The organism is Streptococcus sp. 449_SSPC (genome assembly GCF_001073005.1).
Lineage (GTDB): Bacteria > Bacillota > Bacilli > Lactobacillales > Streptococcaceae > Streptococcus > Streptococcus salivarius_F.
On sequence record NZ_JVGR01000018.1, the window covers coordinates 1 to 20724 of the forward strand.

At 39.4% G+C, this 20724-nt stretch carries 22 protein-coding genes; 17 read left to right on the top strand and 5 right to left on the bottom strand.

The features are described from left to right. The 3 genes from tnpA to ADH51_RS03085 form a co-directional block, all read right to left on the bottom strand. Nucleotides 1–345 (bottom strand): IS200/IS605 family transposase (tnpA, locus tag ADH51_RS03075; RefSeq protein ID WP_048674319.1); only part of this gene is annotated, 345 nt, incomplete at its 3' end. Nucleotides 346–532: 187 nt separating this feature from the next. Next, complete coding sequence (locus ADH51_RS03080) at nucleotides 533–1705, bottom strand: CynX/NimT family MFS transporter (protein ID WP_048674321.1); 1173 nt, start codon at nucleotides 1703–1705, stop codon at nucleotides 533–535. A 220-nt stretch (nucleotides 1706–1925) separates the two neighbouring features. Beyond that, the gene (locus ADH51_RS03085) at nucleotides 1926–2768 is read right to left on the bottom strand and encodes a DegV family protein (RefSeq protein WP_048674323.1); all 843 of its coding nucleotides are present in this window, start codon (nucleotides 2766–2768) and stop codon (nucleotides 1926–1928) included. A 125-nt stretch (nucleotides 2769–2893) separates the two neighbouring features. Between ADH51_RS03085 and ADH51_RS03090 the strand changes: the two genes are divergently transcribed. The 12 genes from ADH51_RS03090 to ADH51_RS03145 all read left to right on the top strand — a co-directional run bounded on the left by ADH51_RS03090 (nucleotide 2894) and on the right by ADH51_RS03145 (nucleotide 12888). Continuing rightward, a complete protein-coding gene (locus ADH51_RS03090; protein ID WP_037603958.1) occupies nucleotides 2894–3463 on the top strand; it encodes a TetR/AcrR family transcriptional regulator in 570 nt (189 codons plus the stop codon). 99 nt (nucleotides 3464–3562) lie between these two features. After that, on the top strand, nucleotides 3563–4135 hold the full coding sequence (locus tag ADH51_RS03095) for an HD domain-containing protein (protein ID WP_048674325.1): 573 nt from the start codon (nucleotides 3563–3565) through the stop codon (nucleotides 4133–4135). A gap of 48 nt (nucleotides 4136–4183) precedes the next feature. Further along, nucleotides 4184–5008 carry a CPBP family intramembrane glutamic endopeptidase gene (locus ADH51_RS03100; RefSeq protein WP_048674328.1) on the top strand — a complete coding sequence of 275 codons (825 nt, stop codon included), beginning with the start codon at nucleotides 4184–4186 and terminating at the stop codon, nucleotides 5006–5008. Between the two features lie 41 nt (nucleotides 5009–5049). Beyond that, the gene (locus ADH51_RS03105; protein ID WP_048674329.1) at nucleotides 5050–5685 is read left to right on the top strand and encodes a copper homeostasis protein CutC; all 636 of its coding nucleotides are present in this window, start codon (nucleotides 5050–5052) and stop codon (nucleotides 5683–5685) included. Between the two features lie 123 nt (nucleotides 5686–5808). Next, complete coding sequence (locus ADH51_RS03110) at nucleotides 5809–6081, top strand: hypothetical protein (protein WP_048674331.1); 273 nt, start codon at nucleotides 5809–5811, stop codon at nucleotides 6079–6081. A gap of 120 nt (nucleotides 6082–6201) precedes the next feature. Next, nucleotides 6202–7449, top strand: a complete 1248-nt coding sequence (locus tag ADH51_RS03115; protein WP_048674333.1) for a DUF4767 domain-containing protein — start codon at nucleotides 6202–6204, stop codon at nucleotides 7447–7449. A 127-nt stretch (nucleotides 7450–7576) separates the two neighbouring features. Next, nucleotides 7577–8416: a DUF4300 family protein gene (locus tag ADH51_RS03120; protein ID WP_048674336.1), complete on the top strand. Its 840-nt coding sequence runs from the start codon at nucleotides 7577–7579 to the stop codon at nucleotides 8414–8416. Nucleotides 8417–8464: 48 nt separating this feature from the next. Continuing rightward, nucleotides 8465–9214: a CPBP family intramembrane glutamic endopeptidase gene (locus tag ADH51_RS03125; protein ID WP_048674338.1), complete on the top strand. Its 750-nt coding sequence runs from the start codon at nucleotides 8465–8467 to the stop codon at nucleotides 9212–9214. A gap of 163 nt (nucleotides 9215–9377) precedes the next feature. After that, nucleotides 9378–10421: a FecCD family ABC transporter permease gene (locus ADH51_RS03130; RefSeq protein WP_048674436.1), complete on the top strand. Its 1044-nt coding sequence runs from the start codon at nucleotides 9378–9380 to the stop codon at nucleotides 10419–10421. Nucleotides 10422–10425: 4 nt separating this feature from the next. Then, nucleotides 10426–11181: an ABC transporter ATP-binding protein gene (locus tag ADH51_RS03135; protein ID WP_002886099.1), complete on the top strand. Its 756-nt coding sequence runs from the start codon at nucleotides 10426–10428 to the stop codon at nucleotides 11179–11181. 20 nt (nucleotides 11182–11201) lie between these two features. Then, nucleotides 11202–12218 (top strand): ABC transporter substrate-binding protein, encoded by a 1017-nt coding sequence (locus tag ADH51_RS03140; RefSeq protein ID WP_002885936.1) that lies wholly within the window; start codon nucleotides 11202–11204, stop codon nucleotides 12216–12218. Next, the gene (locus ADH51_RS03145) at nucleotides 12199–12888 is read left to right on the top strand and encodes an alpha/beta hydrolase-fold protein (protein WP_037611460.1); all 690 of its coding nucleotides are present in this window, start codon (nucleotides 12199–12201) and stop codon (nucleotides 12886–12888) included. The genes ADH51_RS03140 and ADH51_RS03145 overlap by 20 nt, the downstream gene beginning before the upstream one ends. A 293-nt stretch (nucleotides 12889–13181) precedes the next feature. Here ADH51_RS03145 and ADH51_RS03150 read toward each other — a convergent pair whose 3' ends face one another. Together ADH51_RS03150 and ADH51_RS03155 are read right to left on the bottom strand one after the other, a co-directional pair. Beyond that, nucleotides 13182–14063 carry a diacylglycerol/lipid kinase family protein gene (locus ADH51_RS03150; RefSeq protein WP_002886150.1) on the bottom strand — a complete coding sequence of 294 codons (882 nt, stop codon included), beginning with the start codon at nucleotides 14061–14063 and terminating at the stop codon, nucleotides 13182–13184. 103 nt (nucleotides 14064–14166) lie between these two features. Then, on the bottom strand, nucleotides 14167–15192 hold the full coding sequence (locus tag ADH51_RS03155; protein WP_048674341.1) for a DUF389 domain-containing protein: 1026 nt from the start codon (nucleotides 15190–15192) through the stop codon (nucleotides 14167–14169). A gap of 699 nt (nucleotides 15193–15891) precedes the next feature. Here ADH51_RS03155 and ADH51_RS03160 point away from each other — a divergent pair. The 5 genes from ADH51_RS03160 (at nucleotide 15892) to ADH51_RS03180 (ending at nucleotide 20724) form a co-directional block, all read left to right on the top strand. Next, the gene (locus ADH51_RS03160; protein WP_014634177.1) at nucleotides 15892–16131 is read left to right on the top strand and encodes a GlsB/YeaQ/YmgE family stress response membrane protein; all 240 of its coding nucleotides are present in this window, start codon (nucleotides 15892–15894) and stop codon (nucleotides 16129–16131) included. Between the two features lie 256 nt (nucleotides 16132–16387). Continuing rightward, on the top strand, nucleotides 16388–16591 hold the full coding sequence (locus ADH51_RS03165) for a CsbD family protein (RefSeq protein WP_002886207.1): 204 nt from the start codon (nucleotides 16388–16390) through the stop codon (nucleotides 16589–16591). Nucleotides 16592–17159: 568 nt separating this feature from the next. Beyond that, nucleotides 17160–18500, top strand: coding sequence for a dihydrolipoyl dehydrogenase (gene lpdA, locus ADH51_RS03170; protein ID WP_002886094.1), 1341 nt, complete (start codon nucleotides 17160–17162; stop codon nucleotides 18498–18500). 102 nt (nucleotides 18501–18602) lie between these two features. Beyond that, nucleotides 18603–19676: a thiamine pyrophosphate-dependent dehydrogenase E1 component subunit alpha gene (locus tag ADH51_RS03175; RefSeq protein ID WP_048674343.1), complete on the top strand. Its 1074-nt coding sequence runs from the start codon at nucleotides 18603–18605 to the stop codon at nucleotides 19674–19676. 16 nt (nucleotides 19677–19692) lie between these two features. Beyond that, complete coding sequence (locus ADH51_RS03180) at nucleotides 19693–20724, top strand: alpha-ketoacid dehydrogenase subunit beta (RefSeq protein ID WP_002885911.1); 1032 nt, start codon at nucleotides 19693–19695, stop codon at nucleotides 20722–20724.

The window sequence follows — 20724 nt, forward strand, 5'->3', positions numbered from 1 at the left end:
CGTATCAACATAAAACCCTCGACACCAAAATTTGCGATTCCCATATTTATACTTTAAATTAGCGTGTCGATCAAATATCATTAAGCTACTTTTGCCCTTTAAATATCCCATAAATGAGGAAATACTTAGTTTCGGTGGTATACTCACCAACATGTGAATATGATCTGGGCAAGCTTCTGCTTCATGAATTTCAACACCTTTTCTTTCGCATAATAATCGTAAGATTTGACCAATACTTGCTTTGTATTTCCCATAAATTATCTGACGTCGATATTTGGGTGCGAACACAATATGATACTTACAATTCCATGTAGTATGTGCTAAACTATTATTATCCTGTCTCATCAGGGGTCCTCCTTTTGTATATTAGTTAGCGGTCGGGAAACCTTATCTAATATAACACTTTAGGGGGACTTTTTTGATACATCGCTAAAAGCTTTTCGGAACCACTAGCACAGCTAGTGGTTTTCGTAAAACAATAACACCCCACAAGCTACAACTTGTGGGGCATTTTCTTTTATTAGTTTTTCTCTTACAAAATAACGTCTGTTTTTTCAACTTTGTAAAGGGCAATTCCCATGATTATGGTCAAGACAAGAAGAATTAAAACAGCAGGGGTCCAAGAGTTAAAGAGTTGTTTGCTTGAACCGAACAAGACTGGACCAAGGGCTGCAAAGATATAGCCTCCGGTTTGGGCTAAACCTGATAGTTGGGCTGTTTTTTCAGGCGTGCTAGCCTTCATTGAAAAGGCAACCATCATGTAAGGGAATAGGACACTAGCAGAACTTCCGATTAAGAGGTTAAGGACTAACCAATACACAAAGCTGTCTGTATTGACTAGAAGCATAGCCACTCCGATAAGTCCTGCTAGGACGGTAGCCACTAGCATCAAATGGCGGTTGCGATCAGAAAGTTTCGTGATTAGGCTAGGAACAATCATAGAGAATGGAATACTCGTCAGTGTGAAAACGGAAGCTAGAATTCCGGCATTGGCTTCGCCGACACCGGCTTGTGTAGCCATGGTTGGAAGCCAAGTGATAGTGGTATAGAAGAAGAGTGACTGTAATCCACCGAAAATCATGATGGCCCAGACTTTGCCACTCTTATACCAACTGCCTGAATTTTCGCTGGTAGAAGTTTCTTGTTCTAAGTAATGATTGTGACGGACATTAGGAAGCCAAACTACAAGAGCCAGGGCACAGACTGCTGTCAATACCCAGACCAAGCATTGCCATGAGGTTGCCTTAGTGATTGGAACGGCTACCGATGAAGCCACAGCTGTGGACAAGCCCATGGCTGTAATGTAGAGTGTGGTTAAGAATCCTAACTGATTTGGCTCATTAGCTTGGATGAGGCTTGGGAGAAGGACGTTGATAAAGGCAATCCCAGCTCCGACTAAAAGCGTCCCCACATAAAGGAGGGGAAGATTGAAGGTACGCAAAGCAGAACCAAGTGTCATCACAATTAAAACACCGAGGAAGAGTCTTTCAATACCAAAGCGTTTGGCCCAGCTAGCCGCAAAAGGAGAGAATATCGCAAAGGTCAAGAGAGGCAGACTTGTCAAGAGACCGAGAGAACTGACCTCAACGCCTAGACCAGAAGCAATGTCTGATAAGACCGTAGACAAGGTTGTGAACGGGGCCCGCAAAACAATCCCTAGAAGAAGGATCCCAGGGATTAGAAAATGTGAATGTTTCTGTTTCATAAACTATCTCCATGTTTAATAAGGGTATTTAAATTGATAAGCATATGATACTAATGCGTCACTTCCATCTTACCATAAATGAAGTGGGTGGTGAAAGCGATTACGTTGGATTATCAAGAAAGAATTTTTAGTTTTAAAATCCTATTCTGCTGATTATCAAATAGCATAATCTGATTTTTAAAAGACCGAACATGTAGTCCAGCCTCTTTTCAATGTCTTCTTAAATTTCATACCCCATAAGGAGTCCGCCTTCTTCAGCATAAAAACTACAGAGTCCAGAAGTAGGAAGGACTTCGATGCTTGCTTGGGCAAATTTTTCACGAACCAATTCAGAGAATTGCTCGATAAATTTTTCATTGTTGCGGTGGGCAATCGTAATGTGGCCTCCAGCATAACCAGCCTTGAGGAGTTCATCAAAGGCAGCTTTGATAGCTTTCTTTTGACCTCTGGCTTTTTGAAGCAACTCAAGAGTACCTGTCTTACTAGCTTCACCGACCATACGGATATTGAGGAGTCCAACAACGGTGCCAACTAGTTTACTTAGACGACCATTCTTCACCAAATTATCGACCTTTGCCAAGACAAAGAGCAACTTGGTTTTAGACTTGTAGCTTGTGATAGCATTAACGACTTGGTCAAAATCAAGGCCTTCAGCGACTAAGTGATTGAGTTTACGAACGATAAGGTCGACCTCACCACCAGCTGACAGGCTATCAATCACGTGAATCTTAGTATCAGGACGCTCTTCCAGATAAATTTTCTTAGCGATTTCAGCACTATTGTAGCTACCAGAAAGGGTTCCAGTGATCGTCACGACGACGATATTGTCCGCTCCTTCAAAGGATTTCATATAATCATCAGGACTCGGACAGGCAGACTTAGAAGCAGTCGTAGTCGCATACATTTCCTCCATCATTTGATCAATATTGAGTTGGATATCATCCCTGTAAATGGTCTCGCCCACTTGGATAGTCAAAGGAACACTGACAAACTCCGTATCTGGTGCCAGATTGTCCAAAGAACGGTAGTCACAGCCTGAATCCGCAATAATTTTCCATTTCATAGGTTACACCTCATATCTGCATAATGTACATTGACAAGTTATTTGTCTTCTTTTACAATTTTATCATGAAGTGCTTTGCTATCAAAGCAGATCTCATCAGGTGTGACAGATAGAAAGTGAATGTTATGGCAGAAAGAAAAATCTCAGAGAAATCCTTGGAAAATCTCAAACGATTTAACCAAGAAAACAAAGCAATTACACGAGAATCCATTGAAATTTCTCTCCTGCAATTGTTGGAGAAAAAAGACTTTAAAAAGATTACCATATCGGAACTGGTTGAGCGTGCGGGTGTATCTCGTGCTGCCTTTTATCGCAATTATGGTTCTAAGGAAGAGATTTTGAAATCTATTTTTGAGTCTAGCATTGCAAAGATTACTAAGTCTTTGGACGGCTATAATCTTAAGACTGATCTCTATCAGGTCTGGGTTTATCTCCTTAAAGAAGTCAAAAAAGAAGCCAAAATCATCAGTCTTGCCATTGATTATAATTTTGAGCAGGTATTGACCAAGGCAGTTTATGATTTTTTGGAAAAACGAAATGGTAGCTCATCAAATGGTGCTGGTAGTTACCTCAATTCCTTCTGGAGCTCGGCTATTGTTTCAGTGATTTCCAAATGGGTCAAGGATGGCATGAAGACCCCAGCGGAAAAGATTGCCAAACTTGGTCTCCCGCTTTTTCCACAAAAGAGGAAGTAGTAATCGCTGAGAGGCGGTTTTTAAGTAAACTGCACCTCTCCATTACTAGTTCAAATGAATAGATAGAACTGTGCACAGATTATACAAAGGACAAGAACGATGATCGAAGAACGAATTCTTGCTGCTAAGCAGTATGTTAAAACCTTATTTGCTGATCGAGCGGATGGCCATGATGTGGCGCATACCCTTCGCGTCTATACCAATGCTATGAGAATCGCACAAGCAGAAGGTCCATGTGATCTGGAGATAGTGGGCTTGTCAGCTCTTCTTCACGATGCTGATGATTATAAATTGTTTCAAACAGAGAATAATGCGAATGCTCGCATGTTTCTAGAAGAGATTGGTGCTCCTAAAAAGCAAATCGACCAGATTTGTCGGGTTATCAATGCTGTTTCTTTCAGCAAAAATCGCGGTAAACATCCAGAATCGTTAGAAGGCAAGATTGTCCAGGATGCAGACCGCCTGGATGCGATAGGAGCTGTTGGAATTGCGCGAACTTTTTCCTATGGTGGCCACAAAGGGAGACCCCTTACTGATACCGTCCAACATTTCCACGACAAGTTGCTCCTCTTAAAAGATGAAATGAACACGGAGACTGCCAAACAAATGGCAGAAAGTCGCCATCAATTTTTAATCACCTTTCTAAAAGAACTAGAGAAGGAATTGGACTGAGTGAAATATTGAATTAACTTTTATAATAGACTTATTTGAAAGGAAGATATGCTAAATCAACTAATAAAGAAACCTATTTTAAGTTGTTCAATTATATTTGTTATCTGCTCAGTAGCAAGGCTAATTGAATACTTCTATATTAGGACGGATGAAACCTTCTTATCTGAGAATTTTTTACATAAGCTTTTTGGAATTTTTCTACTGTGGGGAGTCCTTTCAATTTGTAATTTAAGATGGAAAGATATTGGTTTCAGTCCTGACGGAATAGTGAGTGGTATAGGGAAGGGGCTACTCTTTGGCTTAGTGTGTTCCGTCTTTGCATATACAGTTGAGTGCATTGTTCTCTTGTTTCTTCATGGCAATGTTCACTTATCGTTTTACGCCAGTGGTTTTTCCTTAACAAACGAAAAAGTATCTCAAGCAGGAATCTTACTTATTCTCTCAAGTGTGGTGTTTAACCTGATAAACGTATGGATGGAAGAAGGAGTTTTTCGTGGCCTTTTCACAAAAATTCTTGAAGGGATTTCGTACCGCAAGAGTCTATTCTTTATAGCCTTCCTATTTGGAATATGGCACTTGGTAATGCCCTTAAGAGATTATCTTCAAGGAGAGTCGTCACTCGTAAACCTCATCGTCATGGGCATTGGCTATGTTATCTTAGCGGGAATGATGAGTATCAAATGGTCCTTACTCTACAAAATGACGGGTTCCTTATGGTTTGGGTTAGGAGATCATTTTTTCAACAATCTTGCTTCGAATCTAGTTCATGTGGTTTCAAATTCTGAAGCAGATAGTTTGCAGATTGTGAGAATCCTTCTATGGCAATTGCTATCATTTGCTATAGTGTTATGGGGTTATCAAAAGAGAAACTGATAGTCAATCCCCTTGCTACTACAACTAATTGGAGGTTCAGTATGCCAATATATGAATTTTGTGCAGAGAATGTCACTAATTTAGAAAAAGCCTTTAAAGCCGGTGCTCAACGCGTGGAGTTGTGTGATAATCTGGCTGTTGGAGGCACGACGCCTTCTTATGGTGTCATAAAGGCGGCTGTTGAGTTGGCCAAGGATTATCAGGCTAAGGTGATTGTGATGATTCGTCCACGAGGGGGCGACTTTGTCTATAGCCAGCAGGAATTAGCTATCATGCTAGAAGATATCAAGTGTGCGCGCGAATTGGGTGTTGACGGCTTTGCACTAGGTGCTTTGACTTCAGAAAACCAACTCGATACAGAAGCTCTAAAGACCTTGTTAGATGCTAGTCGAGACCTAGAGGTCACCATGCATATGGCCTTTGACCAAATCCCTAAAGCAGCTCAGCCTAGTGCTATTCAGTGGCTTAAGGACCACGGTGCGACGCGTCTTCTCACCCGTGCTGGAACTCCTGAGACTGCTCTAGACTTACGCTTGAAACGTTATGCAGAATTGGTTCAGCTAGCAGACGGTCAGTTGGATATTTTAGCAGGAGGTGGTATCTCCGTGGCTAATCGTGACCAATTTCTTGCCTTACCTGGTCTTGAGCAAGTTCATGGAACACGTGTCGTCTTTTAGATTTACAATGGAACCAGCTTCTTGGCTCGGTTCCTTTTGATTTTTGTGCAATGGGAGGCACTTTGCTTTTCTAGTCATTCTTTGGTAAGCTATTACTATAGCATTAAAAAAATTGGGGGATGTATGTTAGATAATTTGTTAAAAAAGAACCCTATCTTGGGTGTCATTATTTATCCGTTATTAGGGCTAGGAGCTATTTGGCTTGGTCACTATTACTCACAGAGCCTTTCGCTATTGGAAAAAACGGGTGGTAAGCTTAAGGTTAATACTTTTGTTTACATTGCCTATCAATTAGGTGGGACCAAACTCGTCATGGGTTTCTTTATTCTTTTAGCGCTTTTCTTTTTCTATCTGGGCTATACTTACTTTAAAAAACTTGGCAATACTCAGAAATAAGTACTATGCTTATACACCGACTGCGGCTGCTTGCTTGCAGTTTTTTTCTTTTCGAACTAGTCAACCAGAATCCCCGTTTTATGCTAAAATAAAAGTATTACGCTTCAAAAAGGAGATGAGATGAAAGCAGAAGAATGGTTAACCTATTTTATAAAGATTTATGGACGTCGCCCAAAGATGACAGAGGTTGACGAGGCGATACAAAATGGTAGTCTCTTGGCCAATCGAGCAGAAGTAGAGAGCTTATTGTTAGCATCTAAGAAGGGCTTTTGGCAAACCTTAAGTCAGTCTATTGTGACTCATAAGGTCGCAGCGTCAGTTCTTGCAGTTTCTTGTATGACGCTTCTTGGTGGTGGTGCCATTTTTGCTTGGCATTCTCATCATTCACAAGCGCAACAGACGTCATCCCTTGCGGTAGCTTCGTCAGGCAGTCAAACTGGCCAAACGTCTTCCTCAGACAAGTCTAAACAATCGAGTTCCAAAGCGTCTGACTCGTCTTCAAGCTCTAGTTCTCAAAGTCAGAGTGCCTCATCGGAAGCAAAAACGCCTGCTATGGATGTGGAAGCCATTCGAAATGGTGATTTTTCAAGCATCGAAGGTGACTGGGTTTCTGACGGCGGTCATGTTGTGACCATTACCAAGTCAGGGCTCACAAAGTCTGAAGAGACAGGAAGTACTGATGGCAAGACTGTCGTTAAAGATTTTAACGGTCAGCCTATGTTTTATTTTGCGGACAATGGTCCAGGACATGGGGTTAATCCTTTTGTGCCTGTGCCAGCCAACCAAGCGGCACCGTCTCCAGACAATTCTGTCAAAGACACAGATCGTCTGGTTCAAATTCCAGAATCTGGAGGGCCGGGAGTGGTTTACACGTCCTATTACAGAGTGAAAAGCAAGAGTCAGTCTGGTCAATCTAGCCAGACCAATATGACAGCCCTTTGGAATAGTGACAAGGCCGCTAAGCTTGCTAGTTACATGGTAGAGTTTGGTCACAAGATGAATCAAGAAAGTTATAGAAGACTAATACCTAACGGAAGTGATGACTTCTTTGGTGCCATGTCTTTTGCCAAAAATAACCGCATCATTGTAGGTGAAAAGACAGAACAAAATGCTCCAATGACCAACCAACAAAAGGTAGACGTTGCCTTTTCCGAAGATGGTACAGGGACAGCGGACTATCTCATCGTGGATAGCTACGGGTATTCAGGTTCTGCCATGATTCTCTACCATTTCACCATTCATAAAGGTCAACCAGTGGTCCTAGTTTCCATGCAAAATCAGGGAAATCCTGAAAACATGTATTACATGTACCCTACCAATAATAAGGACATCCAAGAAGCCTTTGCCAATATTGTGAATGGCAAGTGATGGTTTGGAGACTAAAAAGCCTTTGTCCTCAATCTAAAGCCTTAGCAACAAGGCTTTTTCTTGTGGATAAGTATCTTGAGAATGAGTAGTCAGCAAAATCTGGTATAATGAAGCCAAGGAGGCGCCTATGAAACATTTGAAAAAACAGACGCTAATACTTCTATCTATCGCTAGCCTATTACTCGTTGGTTTAGCAGTTTTTGCACATATCCACAAAAAGGAGGAAAAACCAAGCTACTCCAACCTTAATAGCAAGGCCAGTCTCAATGAGGTGCGTTCCATTCTCTCGAAACATTTAGACAAGGGGAGTGTGGATAACTTTACCAATCTGGTTAGAGATTACAATGATACTGTGGGTTCTGTTGGACTTTCTGGGGATTTTGCACCATTTACCAAAACAGACTATGATGTGGAAAAAATAAGTAGCCTGTGGACAGCCAAGCATGGTGACTTTATCGGCACCAACTGTCGTATCAACACCTATACGCTCCTGAAAGGCAAAATCAAGATTCCACAAGTCAAAAATGATACTGAGCTCCTTTTCCAAGATAAGGACGCTATTGACAAGGGCAAGCTCTTTGATGCCAAGGATCAGGAAAATTTTGAGATTCTTTTTTCAAGGGTCAAGACTGAGGCCACCCAAGATGTCAAGGTTCACGCCAAGCATATGGAGGATTACTATAAGCAATTCACCTTTGATGACAAGGCACGTATGCTGTCGGTCGTTGTCCACGATAATCTGGATGGCGATTCCCTTTTTGTCGGTCACGTCGGCGTCTTAGTTCCTACGACAGATGGTTACTTATTTGTCGAAAAATTGACCTTCGAAGAGCCCTACCAAGCCATAAAATTTGCTAACAAGAAAGATTGCTACAAGTATCTCACAACCAAGTACAAGGACTATACCGGACCAGGTCTAGCCAAACCCTTTATCATGGACAATGACAAATGGGTGGATATGGACTAGCTCAGCGTGAGAAGAAGGTTTTTTATAGGCAAGAAAAGGAAGCAAGATATGAAAAGAAAAGAAGCCTTGTCGTTTTATCTGGCGGGGACCTTTGGACAGATTTTACTGGTCAGTCTCCTTGTTTGGTTGCTAAGAGTAGGAGGAGTTAGGGTTGATTATGGAACTCCAATTGGCCTCTTTACCCTTATCTTAGGTGGCTTGTCATCAGCCATTTGGGGAGGCTATGTTAGCATCCGCTATCATCACTCTAGTTTTAAACAACTTGTCAGAGATTTTTTCCAAGTCAAACAGCCTCTTAGTAACTATTTCTTAGTCCTCATTTTTTTAGGTTTGGATTTTTTACCACTTGTCTTGAGTGGAGGGATGATTATTCAGGCTTGGTATCTCCCCATTATCTTATTTTGCAAAGCCCTTGTCTTTGGTGGTATCGAAGAAATCGGTTGGCGCTATTTTTTCCAGCCTGCTTTGCAAGAAAAGTTGACCTATCTAGTGTCCACGCTCTTTACATTTTTGGCTTGGTCACTATGGCATATCCTCTATTTTTACATTGATGGGTCTCTGGCCACGATTCATTTATTGCCTTTCTTGCTAGGCTTATTAAGCAATTGTTTCATCTTATCCGCCATTTATACAAACACCAGAAGTCTTTGGCTTTGTGTGATGACACATGCGCTTATCAATGCTTTATCGCAACTGTCATCAGCGGAGAGCCTTTGGTTGTCCCTTGTGATTAAGGTGTTGATAATTCTTCTTGCCATGAAAATTGCAAGTAGCAGTATGGAGAAAGTGAAATCCTAAGCTGGCTTGATTTTCATTGCTTCAGTTAGTTATAATTCCCAAGAGTAGTTCAATGACTGCTCTTTTTTTCCACTCAAATGACCTTGCCCATCTTTTTGAGGCATGTTATACTAGAAAGGTATTGTCAAAATTTTCTGACATTACAGGTGGAAAGGAGGTGCTAATGCCTTTTAAAAAAACAAAACACCTTGTTTTTTCCCGCTACCTAAGCCTGCTCTGTTTGCTTCTACTTTTACTAGTAGCGTCAGTTTTTGTAGCAGTGTCTTTAGGGGCGGTCACTATAGATATAGGTGATACCTATGGTGTCATCTCCAGTAAATTGGGGCTTCCGATTGCCAGTCATAGCATAGCCAAGCCACTTGAAGCTATTATCTGGAATATGCGAGTTCCTAGGGTTCTCCTAGGGTTAATAGTTGGTGCAGGTCTTTCCATGTCTGGGAGTGTCATGCAGTCAACCGTCAATAATCCGATTGCCGAACCCTATATCCTGGGAATCTCGGCAGGGGCAACTTTTGGAGCAACCTTGGCCATCATTTTAGGCCTTAAGGCTGTGGTAGGCTTGGGTGCCTTTGTGGGGGCTATCCTAGCGACGATTCTTGTCCTAATCATTGCCTCTATGCAGGGGAGAGTGACCACATCTGGCCTGATTTTATCTGGAACGGTTGTCAATGCCCTCTTTATTGCCTTTGCTAATTTTATAATCTCTATTGGAGCGACTGCAGACAGTGTCATGACCATTAAGTTTTGGACCATGGGTTCATTGACAGGAACATCTTGGTCAGATTTGCTGCTTCCAGCACTAGTAGTTGGTTTGGCCTTTCTTTTTTTCTCAACTCAGTATCGTGTCTTCAATGCCATGATGATGGGAGATGAAGCAGCTTTGACTTTAGGGATTCCACTTAAACTCTACTGGTATCTTTATATTGTCATTGTTGCGATCATAACGGCCGTCTTGGTTGCTAGCTGTGGGATTATCGGTTTTGTCGGCTTGATTACCCCTCATATTGCTAGAAGTTTAGTCGGGACTAACTATCGTAAGCTTTTCCCGGTGGCAACGCTCTTAGGTTCCTTGTTTGTGGTTTGGGCAGACGTCTTGGCTAGAATCCTCGTTAAAAATGCAGAGCTACCGATCGGTATCTTTACTGCCTTAGTTGGTGCACCTTTCTTTATTTATATTGTGACTAAAAATCGTAGAAAGGTGGTTTAGACTTATGGATGTAAAGTGTCAGGATATTCATTATTCGATTGGAGAGAAAAAAATATTAAACGGTGTCTCTCTAGAGGTTAAAGGTGGGCAATTCCAGACCATACTGGGACCAAATGGGAGTGGCAAATCAACCTTGCTCAAAACCATTTACCGCCAGTTGAAACCAGATAGCGGTCAGATTTTTCTTGATGGAAAATCCCTAGACCAGGTAAGCCTAAAGGAAACTGCAAAAGAAATGGCCGTTGTGACACAGTTTAACACCCTTCAATTTGATTGTACGGTGGAAGAAATTGTCATGCTTGGCCGAACGCCTCATCTTTCCTTTCTGCAAAAAGAATCGGAGCGAGATTACGTCCTCGTTCAGGATGCCCTAGACAAGGTTGGCATGTCTGAAAAGAAGGCCCGCTATTATTCGTCCTTATCAGGTGGCGAAAAACAAAGAGTCATCCTGGCGCGTGCCTTGGCTCAGGAACCTAAACTCCTTTTATTGGATGAGCCTACTAATCATTTGGACATTAAGTATCAGTTGGAGATGTTGGCCCTGGTCAAGGAACTCGGCATTAATGTTCTGGCAGTTCTCCACGATATTCAATTGGCCTGTCGTTTTTCAGATTATATCTACTTAATGAAAGGGGGTGAGATTGTTGCCCAAGGTGTCCCAAGGGATGCCGTAACCCCACAATCCTTGCAGGCGGTTTATGATGTTCAGAGTCGTATTACTTGGACAGATGACCAGCAGGCAATGATTCAGTATTTATAAGCCTAGGAAAGGAAGGCCTTATGAACAAGAAAACATTTCGTATCGCATTAATCGCTGCAGCAGTCCTCACATTGACAGCATGCAGTTCTACATATAAAAACAGCACATCATCGTCATCATCAGCAAAAGAAACGGTGAAAAAGACCAAGTCAGAAACCCAGTATCCTTTGACTGTCAAAACTTATGACGATAAAGGAACTGAGCTAGATCAAGTCTTCAAAAAGGCACCAGAAAAGGTTATCACCAATAACCTTTCATCAACTGAAATCTTGATTGAGCTTGGTTTGAAAGACAAAATTGTCGGTATGCTTAACCCTGACAATGAAGTAACCGATAAATATAAGGATGACATTGCTTCAATCCCACATATCGGTGATAAGAAAACAATTTCTCAAGAAGCCATCTTGGCTTACGGACCAGATGCTCTTATTGGTCGTAATATGATGTTCTCAGACAAGTCAATGGGAACCATCAGCACATGGAACAGCAACGACATTCCTGTTTATACCCAAAAAGCTTCTGTCTCAACAACCAAACAAGATTTGAATAATATCATCGAAGATGTTAAAAATATTGGTGACATTTTCAACGTCCAAGACAAGGCAGACAAGTATGCGGGACAACTTCAAAAGCGTATCGACGCTGTTAAAAAGAAAAACAAGTCTTCTGACAAAGACTTGAAGAAGGCTCTTATCATGTGTGCCTACAACGATGAGACCTTTGGAACTTACAAATCTGCCCTTCAAGAAAGCATGCTCAATCAGCTTGGTTATACCAATGTTGCGACAGGAACATCAGATTTGACTCTGGAAAATCTCGTGTCAATGGAACCAGAATTGATTATCTATGTAACCAGTGACCGTAATAAGGCCATGGACAAGGAAGCAACAGACAAGATGGAAAAGAACGCTGTTCTTGAAAATGTTCCAGCCGTTAAAAACAAGAAAATCATGACTATTTCTTATGATGAGCTTATGGATTACGGTCCATCTGTGATTGATTCTCTTGAAAAGGTTAATGACTTTGTTAATAAATAAAGACTTTGTCTGCCATGACATTCAGGTTACGGTTGCCCTTCCTGAGTCTTATGATTTCAAGAAGGCTTATCCAGTTGTTTTTTTGAACGATGGGCAGCTTGAGTATCTGGGAAAAATCGCAGATTCTGTTATCCTGGTTGGGCTTGAACCTCAGAATCGCTTGGATGATTTTACGCCTTGGCAGGCTCAGGCTCTGAGACCTGGAAGCCCTGATTTTGGCGGTAAGCTAGCCAGCTATCATGACCATCTATTTGGCCATATTTTCAAAAGCATCGCACAAGAGTTTCGACTGGATGAAAGTCGCATGGCTTACGGAGGCTATTCGCTGGGTGGTTTGGCTGCTATTTCCAGTCTTTATAGCAGTGATAAGATGCCTTTGATCTTCTCCATTTGTGGATCCTTCTGGTATCCAAATTTTGTAGCTTACTGCAAAGCCCACCAGCCCATCAATAAGTCTTGCTCGGTCTATTTACGTAACGGTTTGACCGAGGGGGCTAATCATAAGAATAGATTGGCCAAAGCTCCTAGTTATGCCAAAGAAGTGCATGAACTTATCAAAAAACAGAGCGTGTCTACTTATTCAGCATTTGACCCCTACGGACATCATGACCATCTCCAAAAAAGATATGACGCTTTTTCGGATTGGTTGATTGAGCAGTGGAAGCTTTAGTTTTAACATGGTGTAAGAAAGAGCACTAGACAGACTAAAAAAGTAGTGAAGAAAATTCCGACGATGGAATCTCTTCACTACTTTTTGTTATGCTCGAAAACTACCATCACAGTTGATGCTTCCGAAAAGTTTTTAGACATGAATCAAAAGACGCCTTAACTCTGTATATTAAAGGTAATTTATTTACCTTTGACTTATATCCTAACTTCAAAAAGGACAGGACTATTATTGTTGCTGATGCAGTAACTTATATAATTTAAAACTTTTTTGTTGGAGAAGTAGAAGGGAAAAAACTATACTTTGGTGCCTGAGAATACTTCGATATGGTTCCCTAGTATTTTTATATCTACTGGCAGATTATCCGATTTGTCTCCATCAACATCTGACTCTAACTCAACCTCTGAAGAAATCCTAATATTACGCGCTTTGATATATTCGATATTATCGTTACCTACTAGATCCCCTTTTAACAAATCTGGGATAGTCGATAATTTAGAAATGATGGATGCATCTTTTAAAATCAAGATATTTCCATATCCATCTGTATTTTCATCAAATAGTTTTTTGTCTGCATAGTAATTAGATAGAAGAACTAAGACCTGACTAGCTTCACCTTCATAATTGCCATTTTCGCTTTCAATACGAACATTAAATACATCGTCTTCTACAACGGACTTCATCGTATTGATTGCATATGCAAAGATACCGTACTTTGTTTTATCTTCAATATCAACGTTATGAATAGCTTCTGGTAAAGATCCAACACTAAAAATATAGCCAAAATAATTTTGATTAGCTTTTCCAACATCAATGGTTTTAGTAAAATTGAAGTCAAGTTCTTCAATCGCTTGATCAATACTTTGGTTGATTTCTAATAGCTTAGTGATTAAATTACCAGTTCCACCAGGAATAATCCCAAGTTTTGGGATGTGATTTTTTTCAGCAATCCCTGAAATAACCTCATTTACAGTACCGTCTCCACCAAAAACAATTACTGCATCATATTTTTCTTTAGAGGCTTTTTCAGCAAATTGAGTTGCATCTTTGGCTTTTTGCGTAATCTTAGTTTCAACATAATCAAAATACTCTTTAGCCTTATTCTCCAAGATCTCTTTATAATCTAATGCTGTTTCTCCTCCAGAAGTTGGATTAATAATTATCATTACTTTTTTCATTGCTATTTTCTCCTATGGACTACTAGTGACAATACTTTTCAACGGTTTCTTATGCTTATCAAATTAATATCTCACATTACTTGTTGTTATTTGGGGATTCTTTTTACTTATCCTTTTCTATTTGTTGAAGATCATCATCGTTTTTATATTGAATGATGTAGTCGACTAATTCTTTTTCAGTTAATCTATTATTTGTTAATTGTGAAACCTGAATCGAGATATTTTTCAAACCATATTCATTTTGTTTGTTAATGATACCTTGTAACTCAGCTTCTGAAAGATATTTACCTGAAATGGTTAGCTTTAGTGTATTATTTTCTTTACTATATTTCTTTTTCAAAATAGTATGGTTTTCAAATTGATCAGATAGATAATTATTGATAGACTCATTGATTAGCGTATCTCTAACTAAGGTAGTTGCAGAAGCTAAACTTGGAATAATAAGAACAAGCGAGACTAGAATTAATATTTTTCGCATTTTAGAGGCTTCACGATTATGTTTAACATAAGGATTATTAACCATCATCACATTAGTGCCAATATATGTAGCAATCATAATAAAACTGCAGTTAATGGAGAACAAATATGACGCCCCTATCATATACTCAAGATTTCCTGTGGCAATAGAATACCCCACGGTACAAACAGGTGGCATAAGAGCAGTTGCAATGGCGACACCAGGAACAATGTTATTAGCTTCTTTCTTTCGTGCTCCAATAATGCCGGCTAATCCACCGACGAATGCTATTACAACGTCCCAAATTGTGGGCGAAGTTCTAGCAATAATTTCCGTACTTGCATAAGAAATGGGCGAAATTAAAAAATAAAGTGTAGAGGCTAAGAGGCTTACTGCAACTTGAATAAAAAGAACTTTAAACGATTTTTTGAGAAGTTTTGTATCTAATATTGCTAACGCAAAACCTACTCCAAGGATAGGTGTCATCAATGGAGAAATCAACATTGCCCCTATAATTGTTGGAATAGAATTCATATTCAAACCAATAGATGCAATCAATATCGCACACAATAAAGTGGTTAAGTCACTTTTTGATAAATCTAAATCCTCATAGATTTTGTCCCTAAATTCTATGAGAGAATAAAGTTTACCATCCTTCAAAACTTTTTCCATAACAGTACTCCCTCTTTGTTAGTATAGTCAACTTTTTAAGCTCACTCTTTGACGACGTATCTAAATCATTGGTCATTATTATTGTAACTTCTTTACGTGGGCGTGTTTTATATTCTACATTCAATTTGTAATCAATTCACTACTCCATATTAATTTTAAACTCCTACTGAAAGTGATGCAGTGTTTGGTGTATTATTTATACTATTTTGTTAGATACTTACTATTTAAAGAAAAATGTGTAAGGGTTTACATGTCTCAATTATACATTTTATTTTTACTTTCGTCACTCGAACGTCTTAGGGCTATTTTCTTTTGTGGCTAAAATGCTAATCAATCATATGAATGTAGCAGTTTAATCAAACTTTTAATTCATAAATCAATCCATTTAGAGGAAGTCCTAATAATAGTAGAAGTATGTGTAGACTTTTAACAAAAAAATGAGATAAGAGAAATTGTAAAACCATACAAGCGATTGCAAAATCCCAGGATGGTTTTCATGTCTATTTTCGTGTAAGCGCAAACATTTTTATTGACTTATCAATTTGATTAACATATACTGTTATTAACAGGTATATACTAACATTAATCTTATGATTGTTAAGATTAATATAAAAAATGTTTTAGCTAAAATGTAACTCTTTAGATGGTTTGATTTTCCAAACAATCTAACTTTCCTCTATTTAGAAAGGGGGAGACATTATGCTTTGGGCTATTATTGTCGGAGGCTTTATAGGTTTTATTGCTGGTGGAATCACTAAAAAGGGAGGTTCCATGGGAATAATTGCCAATATCTTTGCAGGTTTAATTGGTTCATCTGTTGGACAGTCACTCTTCGGTTCTTGGGGACCTAGACTAGCTGGAATGGCCTTAATTCCATCAATTTTAGGGGCAGTTATTGTTGTTGCAGTAGTATCATTTTTCTTAGGAAAAAAAGAATAATTTTCAATATTTCGATAGGAAGACTCCAATCAACTAGCAAACTTAGTGCTGATAAATTTAAAAAGTGGTAAACATGGACTAGCTAATGGTTTATCAGCAAATAAAGATAACGTTAGTGAGGGTGTTCAAGCTGTTTATGACTCGACTTCAACACAAAAGCTATAATTTAACTTATCTTGTTATACTTAAAAATTTGAATGTATTATTGAAGAGCGTTCATATTTAACAATCTTTATGTCCAAAGGAGGATAAAATTATGTCAGTAGAAGAAAAACTCAACCAAGCTAAAGGCGCATTTAAAGAAGGTGTCGGAAAATTAACTGGTGATAAAAAAACAGAAAAAGAGGGTGCTGCTGAAAAAGCAGTCTCAAAAGTGAAAGAAGTTGCCGAAGATGCCAAAGATGCTGTTGAAGGCGCTATCGAAGGTGTGAAAAATATGATTAAAAAGGACGATAAATAATTAAATAGCCAATTGATTTTTCACATAAAAGCTACAAAAGCTACTCTACAAAAAAATAGAGTTGTCATATTCTACTCCTAATTACTCACTTATAAGATTACTTTCAAAATAACTACAAATCGATATTCTTATAATATTATTCAGTTGAAAAATCAACTTTCTTTAGATTAATTCAAATTCCTTTTTAACTCCATATACATATTCTTTCTAATAGTAAAAGCACTCTAATTTCTATAGTTTTATACAAGCTATAGACGCTAGAGTGTTTTTTATAACATTTTGAAGAATTATTTAATGATTAGGGGAGATTTGTATTTATCTAGTGTCTATAAAAATCAGCAAAGTATAAGTGCTGACGTCATCCCGAATAGGGAATGGCAAACGTTTGCATTACTTGTGAATATTTTCACTACCAAAACATCACATTTTCAGTGAATTACTTGATTTTCATAAGTATTAGTTTTATAATCAAAGTATAGAAAACGCTTTCAAAAACATCTCCGAGTTTTTGTCCTACTTGAAGTGGTTAGGCTAACAGCCGACTTCCATTCTAGAAAGGAGTATTGTTTTGAGTCAATGTGATATTCTCATTATAGGGGCAGGTCCTGGCGGTTATGTTGCTGCTGAAGAAGCTGCCCGTTTAGGTAAAAAGGTAACTGTCATTGAGAAAAACTCCATAGGTGGCACTTGTTTGAACGTTGGCTGTATCCCATCCAAAGCCTATCTTCAACATGCTCATTGGCTATTAGCTGCTAAAGAAGCCTCTCAGTATGGAGTAACAATTTTAAATGATAATCTTGATTTTCAAAAACTTGTTGCTCGCAAAGATCAAGTCGTAGCAACACTACAGTCTGGTATTCAATCAAGTTTTAAACAATTAGGGATCACCTATATTGAAGGTGAGGCAGCTTATATTTCTGATAAAACCTTCCAAGTTAATGGTGAAAGAGTCTCAGGTAAGTCTGTTATTTTGGCGACGGGGAGTCATCCATTTATTCCTCCTATTTCTGGTATTAACGATGTTGACTATTTGACAACAGATAGCTTTTTCAACTTAAAGGAACTTCCTCAACGTTTGGTTATCATTGGTGGGGGTATTATTTCCGTTGAGTTAGCTTTTGCTATGGCTCCACTAGGTGTGGATGTGACAGTAATAGAGGTTGCACCAACAATTTTGGCAACTGAAGATGACGAAGCACGTTCCATTATTAGAGAAAAGATGGAGCAACTTGGAATTACTATACTGGAAGGAGTTAGCATAGATAGAGTTGAAGAAAATGCTGTAATTCTAGCAAATGGCAAGTCCTACTCTTATGATAACTTACTTGTAGCAACAGGACGTAAGCCAAATATTGAGTTAGCCCAAATGATGGGCTTGGAGCTGACTGAAAAAGGTTTTATAAAGGTAGATAGTTATTACGAGTCATCTCAATCAGGTGTTTATGCGATTGGGGATTTGATTCCTGGATATATGTTAGCTCATGTTGCTAGTAGCGAGGGAATCAAAGCTGTTCGAGCCATTTGTCGTCAGGCTGAGGAACCGGTGGATAATTCAAGTGTTCCACGGTCGCTCTTTACAACGCCAGAGATTGCTTCCTTTGGCTTGTCAGAAGAGGAGGCGGTTCAACAAGGATACGATATATCAGTTGGTCAACTTCCTTATGTTTATAATGGTCGAGCAATTGCGTCTAATTCAGCAAAAGGTTTTGTTAAAATTGTCTCTGAAAAACGCTATCACCTACTATTAGGTGCCGTTATCGTTGGCCCACATGCAACTGATATTTTACAATCCTTGATTGTCTTGAAAGATGCTGAAGGAACACTTGATCAGCTTGATAAGACTATTTTTGCACATCCAACAATTTCTGAGTTGGTTCAGGAAGTTGCAAGACTGATTTTAAGGTCCTAAGCTCGATGGATAGGTTTAGCGTAGTCATTTTCATTTTTTTAAATTTATATATGTCAATAATATTTGTTTTTTATAAAGTTCTCTATAGAAGGAGGAAACAATATGACACATTATCAAGAATTGCCACAAGCCCTAATGAAAGAAAAACATCAGGGACAAACCTTAACCAAGGAAGAAGTTAAGGTTCAAACTGCCCATGATCTTGGTGTGGAAAATGTTTCAAAAGAAGAGGCTAAATCCATGTATAAGACTATGTGCGATATTCGAAATTTTGAAGAAAATGCACGACATTTCTTTTCAATCGGTCAAATTCCAGGATTTGTTCATCTTTACTCAGGTGAGGAGGCTATTGCGACTGGGGTATGTGCTAACCTGACTGATAAAGACTACATTACTAGCACACACCGAGGACATGGACACTGTGTGGCTAAAGGTGGAGACCTTAAAAAAATGATGGCTGAAATCTTTGGTAAGTCTACAGGGCTTGGTAAAGGTAAGGGTGGCTCTATGCATATCGCTGACTTGGATAAAGGAATCCTTGGTGCTAACGGTATGGTAGGTGGAGGCTTTGGTCTTGCGACTGGTGCTGCTATGCGTAACAAATATCTAAAGACTGATGATGTTGCTGTATGTTTCTTTGGTGACGGTGCTGCCAACGAAGGTAATTTTCATGAGTGCTTAAACATGGCCTCTATTTGGAATCTACCTGTGGTATTTGTAAATGAAAATAACCTTTTTGCAGAATCAACACCACAATGGTACTCATCAGGTTCACCAACAATTGCTGAACGTGCACAAGCATACAATATGCCTGGAGTTCGCGTTAATGGTAAAGACTTATTTGCTGTTTATCAAGTGGCTAAAGAGGCCATTGAACGTGCGCGTCGTGGAGATGGTCCAACGTTAATTGAAGCTATTACTTATCGTAACCATGGCCATTTCGAAGGAGATGAGCAAAAATACAAAGCACCAGATGGAATCGAAAAAGAATGGGCAGATGTGGATGCCTTGGAAGTATTTCGTGACCTTGTAACTGAAAAGGGTATCCTTAGCCAAGATGAATTGGATGAGATTGTTGCCCAATCACAAAAAGATGTTGAAGATGCAATCCACTTTGCTCAAGAGAGCCCAATTCCAAAAGAAGAAGCTCTCTACGAAGACGTATTTGCAGACTGATTGAGGAGGATTCATAATGACTAGAGAAACATTATTTATGAAAGCCATCAATGAAGGGCTCGATCAAGCCATGGAAAGAGACGAGCGAGTTGTTCTTCTAGGAGAGGATATCGCAGGTGGTGTTAATGTTGAACACTTAGAAAATAATAACGAGGATGCCTGGGGCGGTGTCATGGGTATCACACGAGGATTGATGCCGAAATATGGCAGGGAACGTGTTATTGATACTCCGATTTCTGAGCACGGCTATTTATCAGCTTCGGTGGGGATGGCGCTTACGGGACTAAGACCTGTACCAGAGTTGATGTTTAATGATTTTATTGGATTCTGTTTTGATGCCCTATTAGGACAGGCATCTAAGATGCGTTACATGTTTGGAGGAAAAGCTAAAGTTCCGATGGTTGTGCGTACTATGCACGGTGCGGGTGCTTCAGCTGCGGCTCAACACTCCGGCTCATATTACGGCCTCTTTGGATCTATTCCAGGTATTAAGGTAGTTGTTCCTGCTACACCATATGATGCTAAAGGTTTACTATTGGCGTCAATTGAAGATGATAATGTTGTTATTTTTTCTGAGGACAAAACCCTCTATGGCTTAAAAGGGGAAGTGCCAGAAGAATACTATACTGTACCAATTGGTAAGGCTGCCGTTCGTAGAGAAGGTAAGGATTTAACAATTGTGACAATTGGTAAGATGTTGTATGTAGCTTATGAGGTCGCAGATCGTTTAGCAAAAGACAACATTTCTGTAGAAGTGATTGATCTTCGTACAGTTGCTCCATGGGATGAAGAAACAGTGTTAAATTCCGTGAAGAAAACGGGTCGTTTGGTTATTGTGGATGAGGCAAACCCGCATAACAATACTGCAACTGATATTGCATCTGTAGTTTCAGATAAAGCTTTTGATTATCTTGATGGACCAGTGAAATGTGTTTGTGCACCAAATACTCCTGTTCCATTTGCGACAAACTTAGAACAAGCCTATATCCCGGATGCGGATAAGGTTTTGAAAGTAGCTGATGAATTGATTCAGGACTTGAAAGGATAG